This window comes from Paenibacillus sp. LRG-1, from assembly GCF_057220305.1.
In genome coordinates, this window is the sequence record NZ_CM170126.1 from 4,042,781 (window position 1) to 4,062,761 (window position 19,981).

The following is a 19,981-nucleotide window of genomic DNA, read 5'->3' on the forward strand; positions in this document are numbered from 1 at the left end:
CATCCCCCATCTCCATCCGCATTCGAGTAAAATACGGAACGGCTGCAAGATTACTCTTACACCGTTCCGTATATTTATACCCATTTTTTCAAGTTGTTCATACTACCACAACTGACGTTTAAACTACAAGCTTGGAAAAATCGGCAAAACGCTTCAGTTCTGAGTCAATAGCAGCCAGCAATGCCAAACGATTATTACGAACAGCATCATCCTCAGCCATAACCATAACGGAATCAAAGAACGCCGTCACCGCAGGGGTAATGGATGAAGCAAGCGCTAACGCCCGTGTCGCATCACCTTCCTGTAAAGCTACGCTATAAGATTCAAAAGCGCTATACCATGCTTCGTAAAGCGTTTTTTCGCCTTGCTCCGTAAACTCACCTGTATTAACTGACTTATGAACTGCTTTAGCAGCCAGATTACCTACACGATTAAAGGACTCAACTGTTGCTTTGAATACCTCACCTGTTTGTACGGCAGTCATTAACGCAGTTCCGCGGTTAACAACGGAAGCAACATCGTCATATCCAGCTGCAAGTACAGCATCCACAACGTCATAACGAAGTGTCTCAGACAATAGTTTCTTCACGCGTAATCCGAAAAACTCATGTAATTCTTTACGTATTTCATCAGCGGAACGTTTCATATTTCCAAGGTTGCCATGCACCTCGAGCGCGATATTGAACACATCAGACAACGTAGCCGAAAGCTTACGATCCAACAATATCTGCACAATACCTGCTGCCTGGCGACGAAGCGCGTAAGGGTCCTGTGAACCTGTTGGAATAATACCGATAGAGAAGCAGCCTGTAATGGTATCTATCTTGTCTGCGATACTTACAATCGCTCCAGCATTCGTTGAAGGAACCGTTTCTCCTGCATAACGAGGCTGGTAATGCTCAAACACCGCTCTTGCCACTTCTTCCTTCTCTCCAGCCTTACGAGCATAATCCTCACCCATTACACCTTGCAGTTCTGGGAACTCATATACCATTTGTGTTACCAGGTCAAATTTACAAATATCCGCTGCTCGACTAACCGACTCCTGTGTATCTGGAGAAACGCGAAGCTTCTCTGCCAGAGCATCAGCAATACGGCGAATCCGGCGCACTTTGTCTCCAACCGTTCCCAGCTCTTCGTGGAAAACGATACTTTCCAGTTTGGAGAGTGCATCCTTAATTTCCAGCTTCTGATCTTCTTCATAAAAGAATTTGGCATCAGACAGCCGGGCACGCAATACTTTTTCATTCCCTTTAGCAATGACTTCCAGCGATTGACTTCCTCCGTTACGTACCGTAACAAAGTATGGCAATAGCTCTCCTGTGTGATCCAGCACTGGGAAATAGCGTTGATGTTCGCGCATGGAAGTAATGAGTACATCCTTCGGAATGTTCAGGAACGCAGGATCAAAACCTCCGAACAGTACTGTTGGGGTTTCCACCAAATACAGCACTTCTTCCAGCAAATCATCCTTGACCGCAATCGTCCAATCTTTTTCGGCAGCCAGCGCTTCAATCTGCTTTACAATAAGCGATTGACGTTCCTCAATGTCCACAATGACATGCTGCTTGCGAAGCACTTCAACATAGTCAGCTGGACTTTCTACTACGGCATCCTGTCCCAAGAAACGATGCCCTCTTGTCACATTTCCTGACTGCACGCCGGCAATCTCCAAATTAACAATATCGCTACCAAACAAGGCAATCAACCAGCGGATCGGACGAACAAATTTAAAGTCATAACTTGCCCAGCGCATGAATTTAGGGAATGTCATGGCATGTAAAATGTGCAATAAACCTTCGGATAGCACATCCGCTGTTGGTACACCTATGCTGCTCTTAGTTGCGTAAATATATTCCACGCCTCCAAGCTCCTTGAACGTGAACTGTTCAGGATCAACACCTTGGCTGCGAGCAAAGCCTAGTGCAGCCTTGCTCCAGTTACCAGCCTCGTCGAGTGCGATTTTGCGGGAAGGACCTTTAACTTCTTCGTTAATATCTTCTTGCTTCTCCGCTACTTCCTTGACAAGTACCGCCAAACGGCGAGGTGTAGCATAAACCTCTACAGCACCATAAGCAATACGCGAACTGTCAAGCCACGCCGTCATACGCTGCTTCAACTGCTGAATTGCATTCGGGATAAAACGTGCAGGGACTTCTTCCAACCCGATCTCAAACAATAAATCCTTAGACATTTGCCGCACCTCCTTTCTTCAACAGCGGGAAGCCCAGCTTCTCGCGCTCCTCCAGATAGGTCGCAGCCACCTGACGCGCCAAATTACGCACTCGTATAATAAACCCAGTCCGTTCCGTCACACTGATCGCTCCGCGAGCGTCCAGCAAGTTGAACGCATGAGAACATTTCAGCACATAATCATAGGCTGGAAATACAAGATGCTGCGCCATCGCTTTATTTGCCTCTTCTTCGTACATATTAAAAAGAGTAAAGAGCATTTTGACGTCAGATACTTCGAACGTATACTTGGAATGCTCAAATTCAGGCTGGTGGAAGACATCACCGTACGTAATTCCATTGACCCACTCCAAATCGAACACATTCTCCTTGTCCTGGATGTAGGAAGCAAGACGCTCCATACCGTACGTGATTTCTACGGCAACCGGACTGGCATCAATACCGCCCACTTGCTGGAAATAGGTGAATTGGGTAATTTCCATACCGTCCAGCCATACTTCCCAACCTAAGCCCCACGCTCCCAGCGTTGGTGCTTCCCAGTTGTCTTCAACGAAACGAATATCATGCTCCAAAGGGTTAATGCCCAAACGGCTCAAACTCTCCAAATACAATTCCTGAATATTATCCGGTGAAGGCTTCAAAACTACTTGAAACTGATGATGCTGATACAGGCGGTTCGGGTTCTCACCATAACGTCCGTCTGACGGACGACGAGAAGGCTCAACATAAGCTACGTTCCACGGCTCAGGTCCGATCGAACGTAAATACGTCATCGGGTTCATCGTGCCTGCCCCTTTTTCCGTGTCATACGGCTGTACAATAATACAGTTGTGTTCAGCCCAAAATTGTTGCAGCGTTAAAATCATCTGCTGAAAATTCATTGGTACACGCTCCCTTTCCAATTCCCTCAAATGTTGGTGATTTCTTCTCATTAAGCTCGTATGTACAGGGCTATTTTATCCCAAAAGCCTTGCTAGAGACAGCAAAAAGCCCCCGCCTCTACGCCTGTACAGACGTAGGGACGAGAGCTGACTCCCGCGGTTCCACCCTACTTGATTGCGATCCTACATCACCAATCAGATCGTAATCCTCTTTTCCGTGTCCATTCAGACGCTCCCGAGTGCCTTGTTCACGAAGAATTCCCACTGGGCTTACACCGTCCCCAACTCGCTAATTACAGAGAATACATCCCGCTACTTTCTCGTTCAATGCATCTGCTCCCGAAGGAGATATATAGTAGGATATTACACGTTTTCAGCAATACAGTCAAGAGAATAGGGCGTTTCACATATCGTACTTGTCGAGCTGATCCAAGAAATTGCGGGATTTCAGCTTGACCTCCAACTGCATATCCATGAACTGACGCATGACATGTTTGATCTCCAGCTTTGTGGAGTCCTTTACGTCAATGTTGCCGAGCCGATTCAAATCCATTCTGGCGAACAAGCGCAGCAACTTCAATGTACGTGGAGTCACGCTCAATGCAGCTGGATCATAATGCTTGTAGCTCCGACACAAAACTCCGCCCAGCCTCGGACTGACAAACATATCTTCATCAGCACATTGTTGACCACTTGAAATACATGCATCAAGCTGAGGAGCATATCCGGCCGCCTGCAATATTTTAAATTCATAAATACTCATGACGATCAGCGGATCTTTGCCACTCTCCAGCGCCTCCAAACATGCTTTAAGCTGCTTAAACCAGAACGCGCCTGTTTCCTCATCCTGTAGCACCCGATCGAGTAATTCACAAGCATAAGAAGCGTAAGCAGCTTTAGTAATATCCTCGCGTAATGTATGGTGGGATTGGATGATTTCACCGGCATTCAACGTGCCTAAACCTGTGTTTCGAAAAAAAACGAATTCACCGTACGTAAACGGCTGCGTTAAAGCAGCGTGACGGCTTTTGGACTTTTTTGCACCTCTGACCAGCACGCCTGCTTTGCCTCCGCTTTCGGTGCAAAGCGTAATAATTTTGTTCCCCTCACCGTAATCCATGCTGCGGATGACGATTCCTTCCACCCTGTAAAGCATGCCTCTTCCCCCAAACATTCGCGAAGAAGCCAGTGGCTTGTACTATTCACGGGCTTCTTCATGCTCGTCCGACTCTCCCTCATCCGTGTCTTGCTCCCTTGTCACGGCGCTCTCCCGATATAACAGATACGCACCGACATCTCCAGTCATCGCAAAATACTTCCACGAAAAATCTCGCAATCGTATTCATCCTTTCTTCGGAAATGACGTTTGCATCTCAAAAATAGGATGATGCGAAGAGGGGAGAAGTATGCGATGAAATTAATGGATTACGTTGAAAAAGGCTACTGTATGTAGATTGGAATGCCGCTTCGCAAATGATTTGATCTTACGATCGCTTCTTCAGATTCAAATCCTTCGCTCCGCTACAATGTGCACACAGTTACAATAACTCTTTTAAAAGCACTCCTTATTTCATCACTGGAAGAAAGGGGTAAAAAGAGCAAGAGTTAAGCGCCGCATATGCGCGGCGCTTTGAATGACCAAAAAACTGTTACTTATCTCAGTCATAGAGATCGGGACGGCCTTTTTATGATGCTTACAACAACTATACATATTTATTTAATATCAATTTTTTTAGCCTCAATAAACCCTTGAACTAAAGTGACGTAGAATCAAGTTCTGTTTTTAAGCGTCGCGATGGAAGCCAAGGTCACGAAGGACGCGTTCCTGGTTGCGCCAGTCTTTTTTGACCTTAACCCAAAGTTCCAGGAAAATCTTGGAGCCTAGCAGGTTTTGGATATCCTGGCGGGCCTGTTTGCCCACTTCTTTGAGCATGGCTCCCTGTTTGCCGATAATGATCCCCTTCTGGGAGTCACGCTCTACAAAAATAACAGCCATAATATGCACTACCCCATTATCCTGCACTTTCATGTCTTCAATCATAACCGCAATAGAATGGGGTACTTCCTCACGTGTCATATGCAGAATTTTTTCCCGAACCAGTTCGGAGATGACAAACTGTTCTGGATGGTCGGTAATTTGATCATCCGGATAATATTGCGGACCTTCTGGCAAGTATTTTTGCACCTGCTCCAGCAGGGTGTTTACATTGTTGCCCATTTTGGCCGAGATCGGTATGATTTCTGCAAAGTCGTACAACTTGCGATACTGCTCAATCAGTGGCAACAACGCTTCCGGCTCAATGCGATCAATTTTATTCAGCACCAAGATAACTGGCGTTTTTACTTGTTTAAGCTGTTCCGCAATAAAACGGTCGCCACCGCCTAGACCCTCAGCAGCGTCAATAAGAAAAAGCACCGCTTCTACTTCACCCAACGTATTAAAAGCAGTCTGATTCATGTAATCGCCTAATTTTGACTGGCGCTTATGAATCCCCGGTGTATCCAAAAATACAATTTGTGTGTCCTCTGTAGTAAATACGCCGTGAATTTTGTTGCGTGTAGTTTGCGGCTTGTCCGACATAATGGCAATCTTCTGCCCAATGACATGGTTCATCAGTGTTGATTTTCCGACATTGGGTCTGCCAACAATTGCGACAAAGCCTGATTTAAAGTGTTTCTTAGCCATTTCATTTCCTCCAGCGCGATTAAGCACCTATTTTATTTTGGTTTTTCCATTAAAACAGCGAACTAATTAACGTTAACATAGGCCTATAAAACACAAATATACCAATAATTACAGCAAAAACCGCTGCCAGGAGCACGGCTCCGGCGGCGGTGTCTTTAGCCGCTTTGGCCAGCGGATGAATATCAGGTGAGATGAGATCCACCGCTGCTTCAACAGCGGTGTTGAACAGTTCGGCTACAATGACTATAGCGATAGCCACGCAGACGAATAACCAGTCGAGCCGGGAGATGTGCAGAGTTAAGCCTGCTACAATGACAAAGAGCGCCATGACCACATGTATCCGCATATTTACTTGCGTACGCAGAGCGTACATCACGCCTTCTGCCGCATAGCGAAAGGTCATTCTCCAAGGCTGACGTCTCATTACCTTGTCAACCCCGCTTGAGCCAGTACAGCTTCCTGTTTGCCCATCATTTCAGCTTCACTCACATCATCCTGATGATCATAGCCTAACAGATGCAGAAAGCCGTGAACAAACAAAAAACCGATTTCACGCTCAATCGAATGTCCGTATTCTTCGCTCTGAGCTTGCGCTGTCTGTACAGAGATTATAATATCCCCCAGAACATCCGGTACATCATTCATTGAAGTTTCTTCATTCGGTTCGTAAATAATTTCAAGCTCTTCATCCAGTGTCTCCTTCATAGCAAAAGACAACACGTCGGTGGGACGATCAATTCCCCGATAGTCCCTGTTCAACTCATGAATTTGCTCATCATTAACGAAGGTAAGGGCTACCTCACCGTCTGTGACTCCTTCCACTTTGCCTGCCTCCTCCAATAAGGTGTTCAGCAACGTAATCAAGGATTCGTTAATTACCATATCGTTTTGTTCATTATTCCAAGCTAATTGAAGGCCCATGCCAACCGCTCCTTTTAATTCTAGTGCTCTAACCGTGCTTCGTGCACAAGTTATATTAAGCTTTTCCGTTTTCAGACTTGGGCCTTTCCTCTGGATACTCAATACGGGAATGGAAAATCCCCATTACTGTTTCCTTGAGGGTTTGAGCCACGATATCAAGCTCCCGCATGGTCAGCTCACAGTCGTTAAATTGGTGATCATCAAGACGGCTCTTAATAATTTTCTCAATCATGGATTCTACCTGTTCCACCGTCGGCTTCCGTAAGGAACGAACTGCTGCCTCCACACTATCAGCAATTCCCACCACAGCAGACTCTTTAGACTGAGCCTTCGGTCCCGGATAACGGAAATCATCCTCCGTGAAGTCAGGCTCTACCCCTCGCTCTTCAGCCTCACGCAACGCCTTGTGATAAAAATAGTGCAAGAATGTCGTTCCGTGGTGCTGCTCGGCAATATCGCGAATTGGCTTGGGTAGCTTGTAATCCAATTGCATTTCCACCCCGTCACGAGCATGGGCGATAATGATGGATTTGCTCAGCTTGGGCTCTATTGTATCATGTGGATTTTCCAACCCATTTTGATTTTCAATGAAGTACGAAGGCCTTTTGGTTTTACCAATATCATGATAATACGAACCAACCCGGCACAACAAGCCGTTTGCTCCTATAGCCTCCGCTGCGGCCTCTGACAGATTACCCACCATTACACTATGATGATACGTTCCCGGTGTCTCCGTAAGCAGCTTGCGGAGCAAGGGATGGTTGGGATTCGACAGCTCAACAAGCTTCAGTGCCGACAAGATACCAAAGGTAGACTCAAAAAATGGCATTAGCCCAATAACAAGTATTGCTGTTATCAGACCGCCTGCAAAAGCAAAAGCTACCCCATAGAGCGTCGTCGTTTGAGTCCAATTCCCTTGGTCAATCAGTGCCAGAGAAAAAACAGACAGGGCCCCGAACAGGCATACCATGATCGCCCCTTTGAACAGTGTTGAACGCTGGCTGGCTCGATGGGTAGAGAAAATCGCTGCCAGACAGACCACAAGAGCAAAAAACCCAAAATTAAAGTCAAAAATTTGTCCCTGACGGACATTCAAAATAACACTTGCCAATATACTGAATATAACGGCACATACGAAAGCCAACGACATATCAAGCAACAGCGTTACGAGCATAGCTCCAAGCGCGATAGGCGCCAGATAGCCGAGATAGGAACGTTCACTGTTCTGCAGTATGGAAATTAACATCATTGCTCCCACTGTAATCACAAAGATTAATACTAGCATGAGCAACTGCGCATTATTATACTTGAAGTTTCGTGTTCGTGATTGGAATTGACGAATATACATAAACAAGCCCAACGCAAGCATCATAGACATCATCAGTAGACCAAATTGTGGCCAATAATTGATTTTATCCTTGAGCAATTCATTTTCATCAAGCAGTGTATAGATTTCCTGGGTAATAATCTCACCCTTCTTGACGAGTACTTCACCCTGTTTAATGTAAACTGTCGGTGTATCTTCACGAGCCTGTACCTTGGCGTCCTTCGTAGCTGTATCATCATAAAACTTGTTGGCGGTAATCACAAGCCTTGCAAGTTCCTGAACAACCTCCCGTGAGGTACGTTTGGTAAGCGAGCTTGTACTAACCCGCTCAGCTACCTTGGCTCGAGCTGTCTGGGCATCCGTAATTTGATCATTCATCAACCCTGTCACAATCTCACGGGCAACAGGCCGCATTTCAGCAATATCCTCAGATGTAAGGCGCGGAATTTTAATGAATGTCTCCTCTGGAATTCGGTACGTTTGCTCTTTCGTTTTTTCCAGCACTTCATCCAGCAACTTATCTGGGTAGGCATCCGCATTACGGCTGTTATTCACAAAATTTTGCACAAATTCCCGTGCACGTTGCGGAATCTCATCCTTATAAATCGAAATCTTATCTGCTCTGGAAACCTGATCATCCTGATTGAGCCGTTCAATTCGATCCAAAATACCAGTAATCAGGTTATCGTTGCGAACTGGCACAATGGTATACATGGGCTGCACACGTTCAGCTGATTCCTCTTGAGCCTTCAAAGTCGCCTTACTGTTAGGAAGCTGCATCGGGGCGACAATTTCCTTTTCACTCGGTTGATTTACCCGAATGTCATAACGCTCGGGAAGCAGCTTGGATGCAAAGCCTACATAAAAAAGAACCACCAAAAATAAAAACAGAAGATAGCGTGTCGCCACGCTATACTTCCATCCATTCATTCTATGCTGGAACGTTTTCCCTTTAGATAATTCCTTCGAGGTCATCTAAAACAATCCCTCTCCATCATCTTTTTCAAGGCAGCTACACTGCTCATTTTATACTTTTTCTGATCGTACACACCATACTCGTGATTGAATGGCTATCCATGATTTTCGGCAATACGGTCATAAGCAACAATAATTTTTTGAACTAGGGAATGACGGACAACATCCTCTTCTGCAAACTGGACAAAGCCTATTTCTTCAATCCCTTGTAAAATCGCATTCGCTTCAATCAGACCGGATTTTTTGCCACGAGGCAAATCAATTTGCGTAACATCGCCGGTAATGACCATTTTGGAGCCGAAACCAAGTCGAGTCAAAAACATTTTCATTTGCTCGGGTGTGGTGTTTTGCGCTTCGTCCAAAATAATAAATGAATCATCCAGCGTACGTCCCCGCATATAAGCCAAAGGAGCAATTTCTATTAACCCGCGCTCCAGTGCCTTTGCAGTCTGCTCTGGGCCCATCACATCGTATAGGGCATCATACAATGGGCGTAAATACGGATCAACCTTTTCCTGCAAATCCCCTGGTAAAAAACCTAAATTCTCCCCTGCTTCGACCGCAGGACGAGTCAGTACAATGCGCTTGACTGAACCTTCCTTCAGGGCAGCTACAGCCAGCACTACAGCCAGATAGGTTTTACCCGTACCCGCCGGGCCAATTCCAAATACAATATCGCGTTTCTTAATCGTGGTTACATAGTGCTTTTGTCCAATCGTTTTGACGCGAATCGGTTTCCCCCGGAACGTCGTCGTAATTTCACCCTTGAACAAATCGAGCAGCTGATCAGCACGCAAATCTTTTGCCAATTCAATCGCATAATGGACGTCCCTTTCGGTCAGTATATACCCATTGCGAATTAACTGGAGTAATACATCGAACAATTGTTCGAGCACTTCCACCTCGTGAGCATTACCAAAAACATTAACTTCTGCCTCACGAGATGCTATTTTTGCTGGAATAGCGGCTTCGATTAATTTTAAAAAGGAATCCTGCGGGCCAAATAACGCCTGTCCTTCTCCCGCATTGTTCAATGCAATTTGTATGCTGCGTTGTTGTTCTGCCAAATAGCCTCATTCTCCTTGGTTATGAACTAACGGAAGTTCTTCCGCAATATCCTGCTCCACTTCAAAAAGCACTTTCATATAAACTTTACCATTCTCTCTCTTCTCATGCAAAATTTTTTGGCTCATTATTTTCGTTCCTTTGCCGTATTTAGCTAAAATATCAGCTCGCGCGCCTTCTATTCCTGACATTTTCGCTTCTGCTTCCGTAAGCTTCTGCTCTTGTATCTTTGTCTCCCTCACACTTTCAGTCATCCAACCCATCGGAAGTTTGAAGGAACGCCAAGTTAACGGATCATGTTCAACTGTTGTTTTATGTGTAGAATAAGGTATTTTCCCATATCCCCACAATTGTATCGCACGATTGCCTAACACCAGATACAAGCGGTCGTGACTGTTACCTGTATACGTGCTGCTGCGTTGCAGCGTAGGACTGCTAATTTCGTATTCATGCCATACAAGACCCTTAACCTCTCCTTTGGCTACGACCTGCTGCTGATTCTCCTCATCTCCAAGCGTTCCCGAGATGAGGATGGCTCCTTTTTTGACACGTGTATTTTTATGCACGACAGGACGACCCTGCTCGGCAAAAATCTCAGTGACTACCGCGTCTGCCTTACTGATGATATGACGTGGGCTGTAGAGCGGCGCAGGGGTAGGCTGTGAAGCTTCAACAACCTGAATCGTTACCAAAGTACCCTGCTTTTCCACACCGATCCAGGATGCCTCTGGAAGCTTCTGCATGAGCGCACGGGAAAGCTTGTCTTGACTGGAAAGACGAAAGCTCCATTGAAACGGATACAACCCCTCCTGTCGGGCGGCTTTGAGAACGGAGTCCGTCGAGAGCTTATCATTCCCCTTCACTTCAATGTCCCAGATAAGCGAAGACATCAGCAGGAGACCTATCCAGAACAAAGCCAATCCAGCCATAAAAAATTTACGTTTGGCAAGCCGTATAACAGTAAAGGGAAGCCCTTGCCGCTTCAGAACATGCATTTTACAGCCTGTCCTTCTCAAAAGCGGGCGTAGGAGGAAGACGTGCGGCAGCAGAAGGTTCATTTCTGCATGTCTAGTACCCATCGGCCGCACGTTCCAAACAGGTATATGGTGATCGGTGAGTAAATTAATGAAAGCTTCCACACTTTCGCCCTTGACAGCAAGGGTAACCGTGCCACGCAGCATTGCTAAAGCAGGATGTTTCACGAGCCTTCCTCCGTTCCTTCCATTTGGATATCTGTTATATGTCCCTCCACACTTACCTGCTCTGGCAGAATAGACGTAATGACTAAATCATGGCCGGACACCCTCAGCCTGCCTTTCTCAAGTGCAAGTACGAGCTGATTCGGTGTGAAATCCACCACGCCCCGGTGATTCTCCACATAAAGCTGGCGGCTGCCGATGAGGGTTAACCGCGGCAGGTCAAATAGAATGTCCTGCGGAAGCTCCAGCGTCTCGCTGGCCCACTTTCGCAGTTTGCGGCTCATCCGGCTCATACGGCGAAATCTCCTTTCCTGTCATCAAAACATCTGTTATCCAACGGCTAATGTTGTTTTGATGACAGCACGCTGCTATTTTTTCATCTTCTGTTATTGCCATTCGGTACCCATAGATGTTTCATGGCAGCTACGCTGCTAGCTTTTCATCTTATATTCTTATTATCAGTGAACGCCATTACACCAGCGCCACAGATATCTGTACTGTACATTTTATGATCCAGTCCCCGCATTTATGAGGCTAAACTTACAATTCGCAGCAGCTGCTATATTGCAGAGGAAAAAGATGTGTCCTTTTAAAATTCAAACAAAAAAGACAGCCTCGTTTTCATATCGAAAACAAGGTTGTCTTTTTTTGATTTTCATTAGATGACACGGTTATTTTTCGGTATCTCGATTCAAAAGAGAGTTTTTTCTAGAGTATAAGAAGTAAACAGCCATACCAATGACAAGCCAAATAATAAAGCGAATAAATGTCTGACCATTCAAATTAAGAATGAGCACCCCACATGAAACGATAGCCAGGATCGGAATATACGGAACTCCAGGACATCGGAAGGCCCTTGGCAAGTCAGGTTGTGTTTTTCTCATAACGATGACGGCGACCGAAATCAGAATAAATGCTGACAAGGTTCCAATGTTCACTAAACTTGCTAACTCATCCAGCGGGATCAGCCCACCCATTAATGCAGATAAAGTACCAAAAAACAACGTGTTAATGTAGGGCGTTTTATATTTGGAATGAACCTTGGATAATATTTTGGGGACTAAGCCGTCACGTGACATAGCAAACATAATACGGGTTTGACCATAGAGCATAACCAGCATGACCGTTGTCATCCCTAAGATGGCTCCTATATCTACAATACCCGCAACCCAGTTCTGGCCCGCAACCTGCAATACCAATGACACTGGATGAGAGATACCTTCAAATTGCATAAACGGTACTATACCCGTCATAATCGCGCTAACAATGACATACAAAAACGTACAAATAACGAGTGAGAAAATAATGCCTCGCGGTAAATCACGGGCGGGATTTTTGGTTTCTTCAGCCGCTGATGAAACAGCATCAAAACCAATAAAAGCAAAAAACACAAGAGCTGCGGCTCCAAACACCCCACTGAACCCAAACGGCATAAATGGTGTCCAATTATCTGGCTTCACATATTTAAAAGCAACGATGATAAATAATAAAATAACAATAATCTTTACAATTACCATGATGTTGTTTATCCGTTTTGATTCTTTTATCCCAAAATAAAGCAAGAACGTGATACCCATCAAAATTAAAAAAGCTGGGAGATTAAAATAAGTAGTTTGGTCTTTTAAAGTCCCCGGTGCGGCAGTGAATTCAAGCGGAATGTGAAGGCCAATTCCATTCAAAAATGATACAAAGTAACCCGACCAACCTGCGGAAACGGCGCTGGCTGCCAGCATGTATTCCAAAATTAAATCCCATCCAATAATAAAGGCCAATAGCTCCCCCATCGTAGCATATGTAAAAGTGTAAACAGAACCGGATACTGGAACGGTGGATGCAAACTCCGCATAAGCCAATGCCGCGAATAAACAGGCGAGTCCCGCAATCACAAAAGAAAGTACCAAGCCTGGACCAGCCGTAACTGCTCCCGTACCTGTCAACACAAATATCCCCGTTCCGATAATGGCTCCAATCCCAAGCATCGTTAAATCAAACGCACCCAGTTCCTTTTTGAGTGCTTTTTCCCCCCGCGTAGCGGCAATCAACTGATCAATGCTCTTCTTTCTGAACAAGCTATTTCCCATCTATCCCATCCTCCTAGAAATTAATTTTCCATTTTTATAATCTTGTTTTATCACCTCGATACAAATCAAATTTTAGCTAAATTTGGAGTAAATTTCATAAGTATCTATCATTGAGAACATTATATATAAAAAAGAAAAAATGAAAACTGCTTTTGGAAAGCTCCATTCATATTGTTACATTTGATCATTTTTCACGAATATATTTTCATAAACGAGACCCTAAATTAGACAAAATGCCACCATTTTAGATGACAACAAATGTGAGAAACCTAGGGCGCACAAGGGATTATCACATTCGTTGTCAGGTAATTAGAGCATTTGTCGTTAATTCATTTTTTATTCTGAGCATGCTTATGTATTCCTAAAGCTCACAAAAAAAGATCCGCCACAGCCAAAGCCGTGACGGATCCACTATCATTTTAACGTCTTCCTCCACCCATATAGCGCTTGGAACGCGGAGGACCTAATATTTCTGCCCAAATCACACCTCTGCGCAGATCAGCCGTATCCACCGTATTACGGTCTTGCGAAGCTATCTCTGGCGCATCTGTAATTTCCCCTGACTCCCTCGCGTTGGATATACGATCGAGACGGGCTAAAACCAATCTGCGTTCTTCTTCCATAGCACGGATCCGATCCTCTAGAGTCGAACCGTTATCTAATGAATCCCGGTCCATCCGTTCTTCCGTTTCTGACCGATCGCCCACTTCTTCTATACGACGAGCTTCCATAACCACCCGTCGTTCATTAGGAAATTGACGTTGCAACTCCCCAGTAACATCCTGTTGGCGCTGCTCTTGTCCATGTTCCGTTGTGAAGGGTCTGGATGACGTCGAGGGCCCACGAGAACCATGATCACCACCAAAGGTGGGCATACCTTTTCGTGGCGGAGATTTCCGCCCTGTGCCTTGGATGCTTTTCCCCAAAAAGGACACCAAAGCAAAGCCAATCACGATCAGGATATACAAATGCTCAAAGATCCAGCTGATAAAGTTCATTACTCACCACCTAGCTGCCGTAATTCATCGGCTATGTCCCGTTATTAATCCCGGTTCTTGTTATCATTCCCCGAGTTCTCATTCGGTTTGCCTAAGGAGCCACGCATTTGCGTATCCGCCTCAATATTTTTCAAATTCATATAGTCCATGACGCCAAGTTTCCCGCCACGCAGTGCTTCAGCCATTGCCAGCGGCACTTCGGATTCGGATTCCACCACGCGTGCTCTCATTTCTACGACACGTGCCTTCATTTCCTGTTCCTGCGCTACAGCCATCGCACGCCGCTCTTCTGCTTTTGCCTGCGCAATACGTTTGTCGGCTTCCGCCTGCTCTGTTTGCAGAAAAGCACCGATGTTTTTACCTACATCAACGTCCGCAATATCAATGGACAGGATTTCAAATGCTGTCCCGGCATCCAAACCTTTGGACAATACAGTTCTCGAAATTGAATCCGGATTCTCCAGCACGTCCTTATGCGAATTACTGGAACCTACGGTTGTAACGATACCTTCACCGACCCGTGCAATAATCGTTTCTTCTCCGGCACCCCCGACGAGTCGATCAATGTTGGCACGCACGGTAACACGAGCTTTAACCTTCACTTCGATACCATCCTTGGCGACCGCTGCAACAGTAGGTGTCTCAATAACACGCGGATTAACGCTCATTTGGACCGCTTGCAGAACATCCCGTCCCGCAAGGTCAATCGCAGCCGCACGTTCAAATTCAAGCGGAATGTTAGCACGCTGGGCAGCAATCAACGCATTGATCACTCGGTCTACATTCCCTCCTGCGAGAAAATGGCTTTCCAGCTGGTTGATGTTCAAGCCCAGACCCGCCTTGGTTGCCTTAATGAGCGGATTGACAATTCGGCTTGGCGTGACGCGCCGTAACCGCATAGCTACCAGCGTAATGATGCCAATACGCACACCCGATGCCAATGCTGAAATCCACAGCATCACCGGGAAGAAACTGAAAAATACGCTCAATACAATAATCACTACAACGGCAATCAGCAAAACGCTGACAATACCCGATTCGAACACTCGCATCATCCTCCATTAATCTAATTCTTTGTTATTTACTTGTTTAGACGCTAGTGTCAGCCTTGACCACAATTCGCCCACCTTCTACTTTGGATACTATAATCGGCATATCTGTAGCAATAAACTCGCCGTTCGTTACAACATCGACTCGCTCATCAGCAATCAGCACCGTTCCGGCTGGACGAAGTGGTGTCAGACTGACACCCCGTTGACCTAATAGCATTTCCCGGTTCACAACTGAAGAAAAGCCTTGTTCAGCCGTTAAACTTTCTTTAAGTATAAAACGGTTCCATATCCCTCGGTCCTTGAATACAACCGCGATAATCGCCACAATAGCAACCGCAGCTGCAAAGGCAATGCCCAAAGATATAAACGCATGCTGCATGTTGTATGCTGCCCGAACAACTCCGGCGACAAGGCTGACTGAACCCAAAATGCCCAAAATACCAAAGCTTGGGATGAACATTTCAAGTATAAGCAGAGCCAGACCGATAATAAATAACAACCACGTCTCCGAACCTGCAAAACCAGCGATATAATTGCCGAAAAAATACAAACCAAATCCGAGTATGCCCAAAATTCCCGGTACACCAAAACCGGGTACGAGCAGCTCAATAACGACACCCGCGATACCGATAAATAAAAGTAACGTCTGCACAATTGGGTTGGTCAATATCTCGGCTGCTTTTTCAGCCCATGTTCGCTCCACATGAATTACATCATCCGTGCTGTAACCCATCCACTGGATAACTTCTTGTTCGGAAGACGCGATGTGATCCGCATAACCCAACTTCAGCGCTTCCTCACTGGTTAAAGAAATGATCTGACCATTTTCCTTATTAAAGTTCATCTCTGGAATAGATACGGTCGTTTTGGAGTCAACCATACCTCTGGCAATATCCGGATTACGTCCGCCAGCTTCTGCGGCAGATGCCATGCTACTCTTCCACCAAGCTACCGTTTTTGGATCTGTGATAGCCTGCCCCCTACCGTCTACTAACGCTGCTGCTCCGATAATACTCCCCGGTTTCATAACAATCTTGTTTGCGCTCAACGCAATATAGCTACCCGCTGAGGCCGCTTCGCCCCTTATATAGGCTACGGTCGGAATTGGACTGTCTTTAATCAGTTTACCCAGCTTCTCCGCTGTATCTACCCGTCCACCGGGAGTGTTAATATCCAGTAAAATCAGACCTGCTTTGGAATCTGCTGCTTCTGCAAATCCACGTTCCATAAATTTGCCTAGACCTTGCTCAATTTCCTGATCAACTGGTATAACAAACACAGCTCCACCTTTATTTTGGGCCGCCGCTGATTCAGAATGAACTAAGGGTAACAGCAAAACGGTTACCATAATCCACAACGTTAAAAAGATCAATTTGCGACTGGAGTGGTGATGTTCTCTATGCATTTCTCTCCCCCCTTTCGACCTTTCTATGTTACAGCATACCAAACTTTGTTAGACAAACTATACAGTTTTCAGGATTTAATGTGAAATTATTGGGTATATTGCTAATCCTGACGGCTGTCAGATACTTTACGCACCCAACGGACATCACGTTTCATACAATTAACGATAGCGCTTACATATAAGAATCTTCTCACCATTACATTCTATGGTAGGCATCGCATATATAGAAATAACACCCTCTGTAAACAGAGGGTGTTGTGTTTTCCTGTTTGTCGCAGGTTTATTGCAGAAATTGCTGAACCGCTTGGTTCACGAGCTTACCGTCAGCGCGGCCTTTTACCTTAGGCATCAAGGCCGTCATTACTTTCCCCATCTCGGCTTTCGAAGAAGCACCGGTTTCCTGGATGGTCTGCTGTACAATAACTTTAATTTCTTCCTCAGAAAGTTGTTCGGGAAGGTACTGAGCGATGATCTCTATTTCTGCTTTAGTGCTTGTCGCAAGTTCATCACGACCGGCTTTTTCAAATTCATGGAGGGCATCTTTTCGCTGTTTGATCTCACGACTCAGAATATCAAGCACTTCGTTGTCGTCCAAATCCCGTTTCAAATCTATTTCAAGATTTTTAATCGTAGAACGAACCATTCGAATGGTGGAGAGTTTGAACTTGTCCTTACTCTTCATTGCTTGCTTCATATCTTCGTTCAATCGTTCGCTCAAATTCATGATTGCTTAGATCCTCCTAGAACTTTCTCTTACGAGCAGCCTCGGACTTTTTCTTGCGCTTTACGCTTGGCTTTTCATAATGCTTGCGTTTCTTCACCTCAGCCAATACGCCATCCTTAGCAATGGAACGTTTAAAGCGACGAAGTGCAGCATCAATTGTCTCGTTTTTGCGAACTTTAGTTTCAGACACCAGTTTTCCCTCCCTCCGACCAGACCGTCCAAGAGCAATAACACGGTTCATCAAATTTTATTATAGGTGAAACGGAAACCAGGTGTCAACCTATAAGAAAAAATGAATACATAAAGGGCCATTTTTCTCCATTCACATCCGTATTACTGAAAAGACAAGCTCTGTCATTTTTTAAGAATGTGAGTCCGAAATACCTGTCAAGGCACCCAATTTGGCGCCGCCCAGTAAGTGATAATGCAGATGCCCCACCGCTTGTCCACTATCTGGGCCACAGTTGTTAATCAACCGATAGCCAGACTCGGCAATTCCTAACTTTTTCGCAACCTCAACCGCAACACGATGAATCTCCGCGATAAGAGGAAGATCCTCCTCTGTCACAGCGTTCATCGAAGGAATATATTTTTTTGGAATAATGAGCACGTGTACTGGCGCCGCAGGCTGGATGTCATGAAATGCGAGCACATTGTCGGTTTCCAACACCTTCTTGCTGGGGATGGTTCCATCCACAATTTTCAAAAACAGATCGTCCATTCAAAACCCTCCTTTGGCAGTGAGCCGATCATAAGCAAATAGACAAAAACAGCCCTTGCTCTCGGCATTCAAAGTTATGTATTTCCCACACTGAATAGAAACATATACAGCCATGTTTGGTTATACTTATGTTTCTTTATGTATCATAACGGAAAAAGGGTCTTAATACCAGTTTCCCTTACTAACTTCCTCTATAATAGCTTTCACCCCTGCATCAATTTGATCCAACTGTGCGCGCGAAATACTTATGCGCAAAAATTTCTCTTGTTCCCTATAGCCTGATAAATAAAAGCCTTTGCCAGCTACAACCTGGATGTTCCTCGCGGAAAGACACTGTACCAAGCGTTCCAAATTCACCGTCCGAGGCAGTTTAAACTGCATATAAACTCCTGAAGTTACAGCTGAAGTCTGAACGTATCCGGCCTGATTGTATCGTTCCACAGCCTTGTTAAGAGCACGAACGCGCTCCGAATACAGTTTATATATCGTGTGCTTGTGGCGTTCATACATTCCATTTTTAATATAAATATCAAGCGCCGCCTGAGACAAAATAGATGTGTCGACATATCTTTTATAAGTGTTAAACGTCTTCAATAGGACTTCTGGCAATACCGCAACTCCTAATCGCAAGCCGGGGAAAATGATTTTCGAGAAGCTTTTCAAATAAATAACATGGTGCGTCTGGTCGTATGCATAAATGGGATCAAAAAGATGATCGGCCCCCAAATCTGCCATATAGTCATCTTCTACGATGTACACATCATATTTGGCGGCTAAGGCAGCTATCGCTTTTCGCTCCTCTGTGTTGTAAGAGACTCCTAATGGATTATGATATCTTGACATGGTATAAAAAAACTTGATGCTCTCGTTCTTAAATTGATTCTCCAATTCGTGAAAATCCATACCTTCCGCTGTCCGGACGATGGTACTGACGGGAATGTTCTCTTCCTCCAGAAAACGCAAATATATATCGTAACTTGGCTGCTCGACCAAAACCTTTTCTTTGCCATTGGGAAACGGCATTTTAGCGAGTATCTCCAATGCCTGCTGAACACCCGAAGTAACGATAATCCGATCCATTTTTGCAAACACCTGAGTATCAGCCAAATGGGAAACCAACGTATGACGCAGTGTTTCCAGCCCTTGCGAATCGCCATAAGTGAACAGATGATATTTGTAGGTGTCAATAGCCTGATTCAAACAATGTTGGAAATCCAGATAAGGGAATACATTCAAATCCGGGGAGGCCGAAGCAAAATCAACGGAGTCTTGAATATGGCTATGGTGTAAATCGCCCGAATTTTCCACTACATAGTATCCACTTTGCGGTATGGAATAGATGGCGTGTTTCTTTTCAAGTTCAGCATATGCCCGCAGAATCGTGCTTTTGCTGCACCTGTATAATTCAGAAGCCTCACGGACCGACGGCAACTTGTAACCTGATTTATATTGTCCCTCGCGAATTTTAAGTTCTATATCCAATAAAATTGAAACGTATTTTTTCACAATATCCTCCCACCTGCTCTTTACATACTCATTACATGCTCATTTCATTACATGCTTATTCCGTCTTATGTTTCTTTACACGCTAGATGTTACCATGGTTTATGAATAAACAGGATACCTCATTTCATTGAACTGTACTAATACAGTTTCAATCATTGGATCATATTCGGGATGTTTTACGTGAAAAAGAGGCTGTTTCTTCATAATGGAAGAAGCAGCCTTGCATGGTGATAATGTATGGATGCGC

The 19,981-nt window shown here is 45.0% G+C and carries 20 protein-coding genes; all 20 read right to left on the reverse strand.

The window, feature by feature from the left end:
- Positions 1–118: 118 nt before the first annotated feature.
- Positions 119–2,194, reverse strand: coding sequence for a glycine--tRNA ligase subunit beta (gene glyS, locus ACUUJN_RS17815; protein WP_023989479.1), 2,076 nt, complete (start codon positions 2,192–2,194; stop codon positions 119–121).
- Entirely contained in the window at positions 2,187–3,074 is an 888-nt protein-coding gene (glyQ, locus tag ACUUJN_RS17820) for a glycine--tRNA ligase subunit alpha (RefSeq protein WP_023989480.1), read from the reverse strand. Before glyQ ends, glyS begins: the two co-directional genes overlap by 8 nt.
- A gap of 118 nt (positions 3,075–3,192) precedes the next feature.
- Positions 3,193–3,339, reverse strand: a complete 147-nt coding sequence (locus ACUUJN_RS17825) for a hypothetical protein (RefSeq protein ID WP_155613687.1) — start codon at positions 3,337–3,339, stop codon at positions 3,193–3,195.
- Between the two features lie 138 nt (positions 3,340–3,477).
- Complete coding sequence (recO, locus tag ACUUJN_RS17830) at positions 3,478–4,230, reverse strand: DNA repair protein RecO (RefSeq protein WP_023989481.1); 753 nt, start codon at positions 4,228–4,230, stop codon at positions 3,478–3,480.
- Between the two features lie 42 nt (positions 4,231–4,272).
- Positions 4,273–4,410 carry a YqzL family protein gene (locus ACUUJN_RS17835; protein ID WP_013372137.1) on the reverse strand — a complete coding sequence of 46 codons (138 nt, stop codon included), beginning with the start codon at positions 4,408–4,410 and terminating at the stop codon, positions 4,273–4,275.
- Between the two features lie 447 nt (positions 4,411–4,857).
- The gene (gene era / locus ACUUJN_RS17840) at positions 4,858–5,760 is read right to left on the reverse strand and encodes a GTPase Era (RefSeq protein WP_013311134.1); all 903 of its coding nucleotides are present in this window, start codon (positions 5,758–5,760) and stop codon (positions 4,858–4,860) included.
- A gap of 49 nt (positions 5,761–5,809) precedes the next feature.
- On the reverse strand, positions 5,810–6,184 hold the full coding sequence (locus ACUUJN_RS17845) for a diacylglycerol kinase family protein (RefSeq protein WP_053325783.1): 375 nt from the start codon (positions 6,182–6,184) through the stop codon (positions 5,810–5,812).
- Positions 6,184–6,681, reverse strand: coding sequence for an rRNA maturation RNase YbeY (gene ybeY / locus ACUUJN_RS17850; protein ID WP_023989485.1), 498 nt, complete (start codon positions 6,679–6,681; stop codon positions 6,184–6,186). Before ybeY ends, ACUUJN_RS17845 begins: the two co-directional genes overlap by 1 nt.
- Before the next feature lie 55 nt (positions 6,682–6,736).
- Positions 6,737–8,983, reverse strand: coding sequence for an HD family phosphohydrolase (locus tag ACUUJN_RS17855; RefSeq protein WP_209942901.1), 2,247 nt, complete (start codon positions 8,981–8,983; stop codon positions 6,737–6,739).
- 95 nt (positions 8,984–9,078) lie between these two features.
- Complete coding sequence (locus ACUUJN_RS17860) at positions 9,079–10,050, reverse strand: PhoH family protein (protein WP_013311138.1); 972 nt, start codon at positions 10,048–10,050, stop codon at positions 9,079–9,081.
- A gap of 6 nt (positions 10,051–10,056) precedes the next feature.
- Positions 10,057–11,250 carry a sporulation protein YqfD gene (yqfD, locus tag ACUUJN_RS17865; protein WP_023989487.1) on the reverse strand — a complete coding sequence of 398 codons (1,194 nt, stop codon included), beginning with the start codon at positions 11,248–11,250 and terminating at the stop codon, positions 10,057–10,059.
- Positions 11,247–11,540, reverse strand: coding sequence for a sporulation protein YqfC (yqfC, locus tag ACUUJN_RS17870; protein WP_023989488.1), 294 nt, complete (start codon positions 11,538–11,540; stop codon positions 11,247–11,249). Before yqfC ends, yqfD begins: the two co-directional genes overlap by 4 nt.
- Before the next feature lie 378 nt (positions 11,541–11,918).
- Positions 11,919–13,328, reverse strand: coding sequence for a branched-chain amino acid transporter BcaP (gene bcaP, locus ACUUJN_RS17875; RefSeq protein ID WP_264454760.1), 1,410 nt, complete (start codon positions 13,326–13,328; stop codon positions 11,919–11,921).
- A 419-nt stretch (positions 13,329–13,747) separates the two neighbouring features.
- Complete coding sequence (locus ACUUJN_RS17880) at positions 13,748–14,326, reverse strand: hypothetical protein (RefSeq protein ID WP_028540457.1); 579 nt, start codon at positions 14,324–14,326, stop codon at positions 13,748–13,750.
- A 44-nt stretch (positions 14,327–14,370) separates the two neighbouring features.
- Positions 14,371–15,378 (reverse strand): flotillin-like protein FloA, encoded by a 1,008-nt coding sequence (gene floA / locus ACUUJN_RS17885; RefSeq protein ID WP_043922497.1) that lies wholly within the window; start codon positions 15,376–15,378, stop codon positions 14,371–14,373.
- Between the two features lie 37 nt (positions 15,379–15,415).
- Entirely contained in the window at positions 15,416–16,783 is a 1,368-nt protein-coding gene (locus ACUUJN_RS17890; RefSeq protein WP_023989491.1) for an NfeD family protein, read from the reverse strand.
- A gap of 280 nt (positions 16,784–17,063) precedes the next feature.
- Positions 17,064–17,507, reverse strand: coding sequence for a GatB/YqeY domain-containing protein (locus ACUUJN_RS17895; protein WP_013311146.1), 444 nt, complete (start codon positions 17,505–17,507; stop codon positions 17,064–17,066).
- Positions 17,508–17,523: 16 nt separating this feature from the next.
- Positions 17,524–17,697: a 30S ribosomal protein S21 gene (gene rpsU, locus ACUUJN_RS17900; RefSeq protein WP_005547957.1), complete on the reverse strand. Its 174-nt coding sequence runs from the start codon at positions 17,695–17,697 to the stop codon at positions 17,524–17,526.
- A gap of 171 nt (positions 17,698–17,868) precedes the next feature.
- Entirely contained in the window at positions 17,869–18,228 is a 360-nt protein-coding gene (locus tag ACUUJN_RS17905) for a histidine triad nucleotide-binding protein (protein ID WP_025722131.1), read from the reverse strand.
- A gap of 162 nt (positions 18,229–18,390) precedes the next feature.
- A complete protein-coding gene (locus ACUUJN_RS17910; protein ID WP_053325788.1) occupies positions 18,391–19,734 on the reverse strand; it encodes an aminotransferase-like domain-containing protein in 1,344 nt (447 codons plus the stop codon).
- Positions 19,735–19,981: the final 247 nt, after the last annotated feature.

What these genes read in the sequence shown, in the direction of transcription:
- era (WP_013311134.1), bottom strand. Translation starts at nt 5,760, where the DNA reads ATGGCTAAGAAACACTTTAAATCAGGCTTTGTCGCAATTGTTGGCAGA.
- ybeY (WP_023989485.1), bottom strand. Translation starts at nt 6,681, where the DNA reads ATGGGCCTTCAATTAGCTTGGAATAATGAACAAAACGATATGGTAATT.
- glyQ (WP_023989480.1), bottom strand. Translation starts at nt 3,074, where the DNA reads ATGAATTTTCAGCAGATGATTTTAACGCTGCAACAATTTTGGGCTGAA.
- ACUUJN_RS17890 (WP_023989491.1), bottom strand. Translation starts at nt 16,783, where the DNA reads ATGCATAGAGAACATCACCACTCCAGTCGCAAATTGATCTTTTTAACG.
- yqfC (WP_023989488.1), bottom strand. Translation starts at nt 11,540, where the DNA reads ATGAGCCGGATGAGCCGCAAACTGCGAAAGTGGGCCAGCGAGACGCTG.
- ACUUJN_RS17880 (WP_028540457.1), bottom strand. Translation starts at nt 14,326, where the DNA reads ATGAACTTTATCAGCTGGATCTTTGAGCATTTGTATATCCTGATCGTG.
- ACUUJN_RS17895 (WP_013311146.1), bottom strand. Translation starts at nt 17,507, where the DNA reads ATGAATTTGAGCGAACGATTGAACGAAGATATGAAGCAAGCAATGAAG.
- ACUUJN_RS17905 (WP_025722131.1), bottom strand. Translation starts at nt 18,228, where the DNA reads ATGGACGATCTGTTTTTGAAAATTGTGGATGGAACCATCCCCAGCAAG.
- bcaP (WP_264454760.1), bottom strand. Translation starts at nt 13,328, where the DNA reads ATGGGAAATAGCTTGTTCAGAAAGAAGAGCATTGATCAGTTGATTGCC.
- ACUUJN_RS17845 (WP_053325783.1), bottom strand. Translation starts at nt 6,184, where the DNA reads ATGAGACGTCAGCCTTGGAGAATGACCTTTCGCTATGCGGCAGAAGGC.
- glyS (WP_023989479.1), bottom strand. Translation starts at nt 2,194, where the DNA reads ATGTCTAAGGATTTATTGTTTGAGATCGGGTTGGAAGAAGTCCCTGCA.
- recO (WP_023989481.1), bottom strand. Translation starts at nt 4,230, where the DNA reads ATGCTTTACAGGGTGGAAGGAATCGTCATCCGCAGCATGGATTACGGT.
- ACUUJN_RS17855 (WP_209942901.1), bottom strand. Translation starts at nt 8,983, where the DNA reads ATGACCTCGAAGGAATTATCTAAAGGGAAAACGTTCCAGCATAGAATG.
- floA (WP_043922497.1), bottom strand. Translation starts at nt 15,378, where the DNA reads ATGCGAGTGTTCGAATCGGGTATTGTCAGCGTTTTGCTGATTGCCGTT.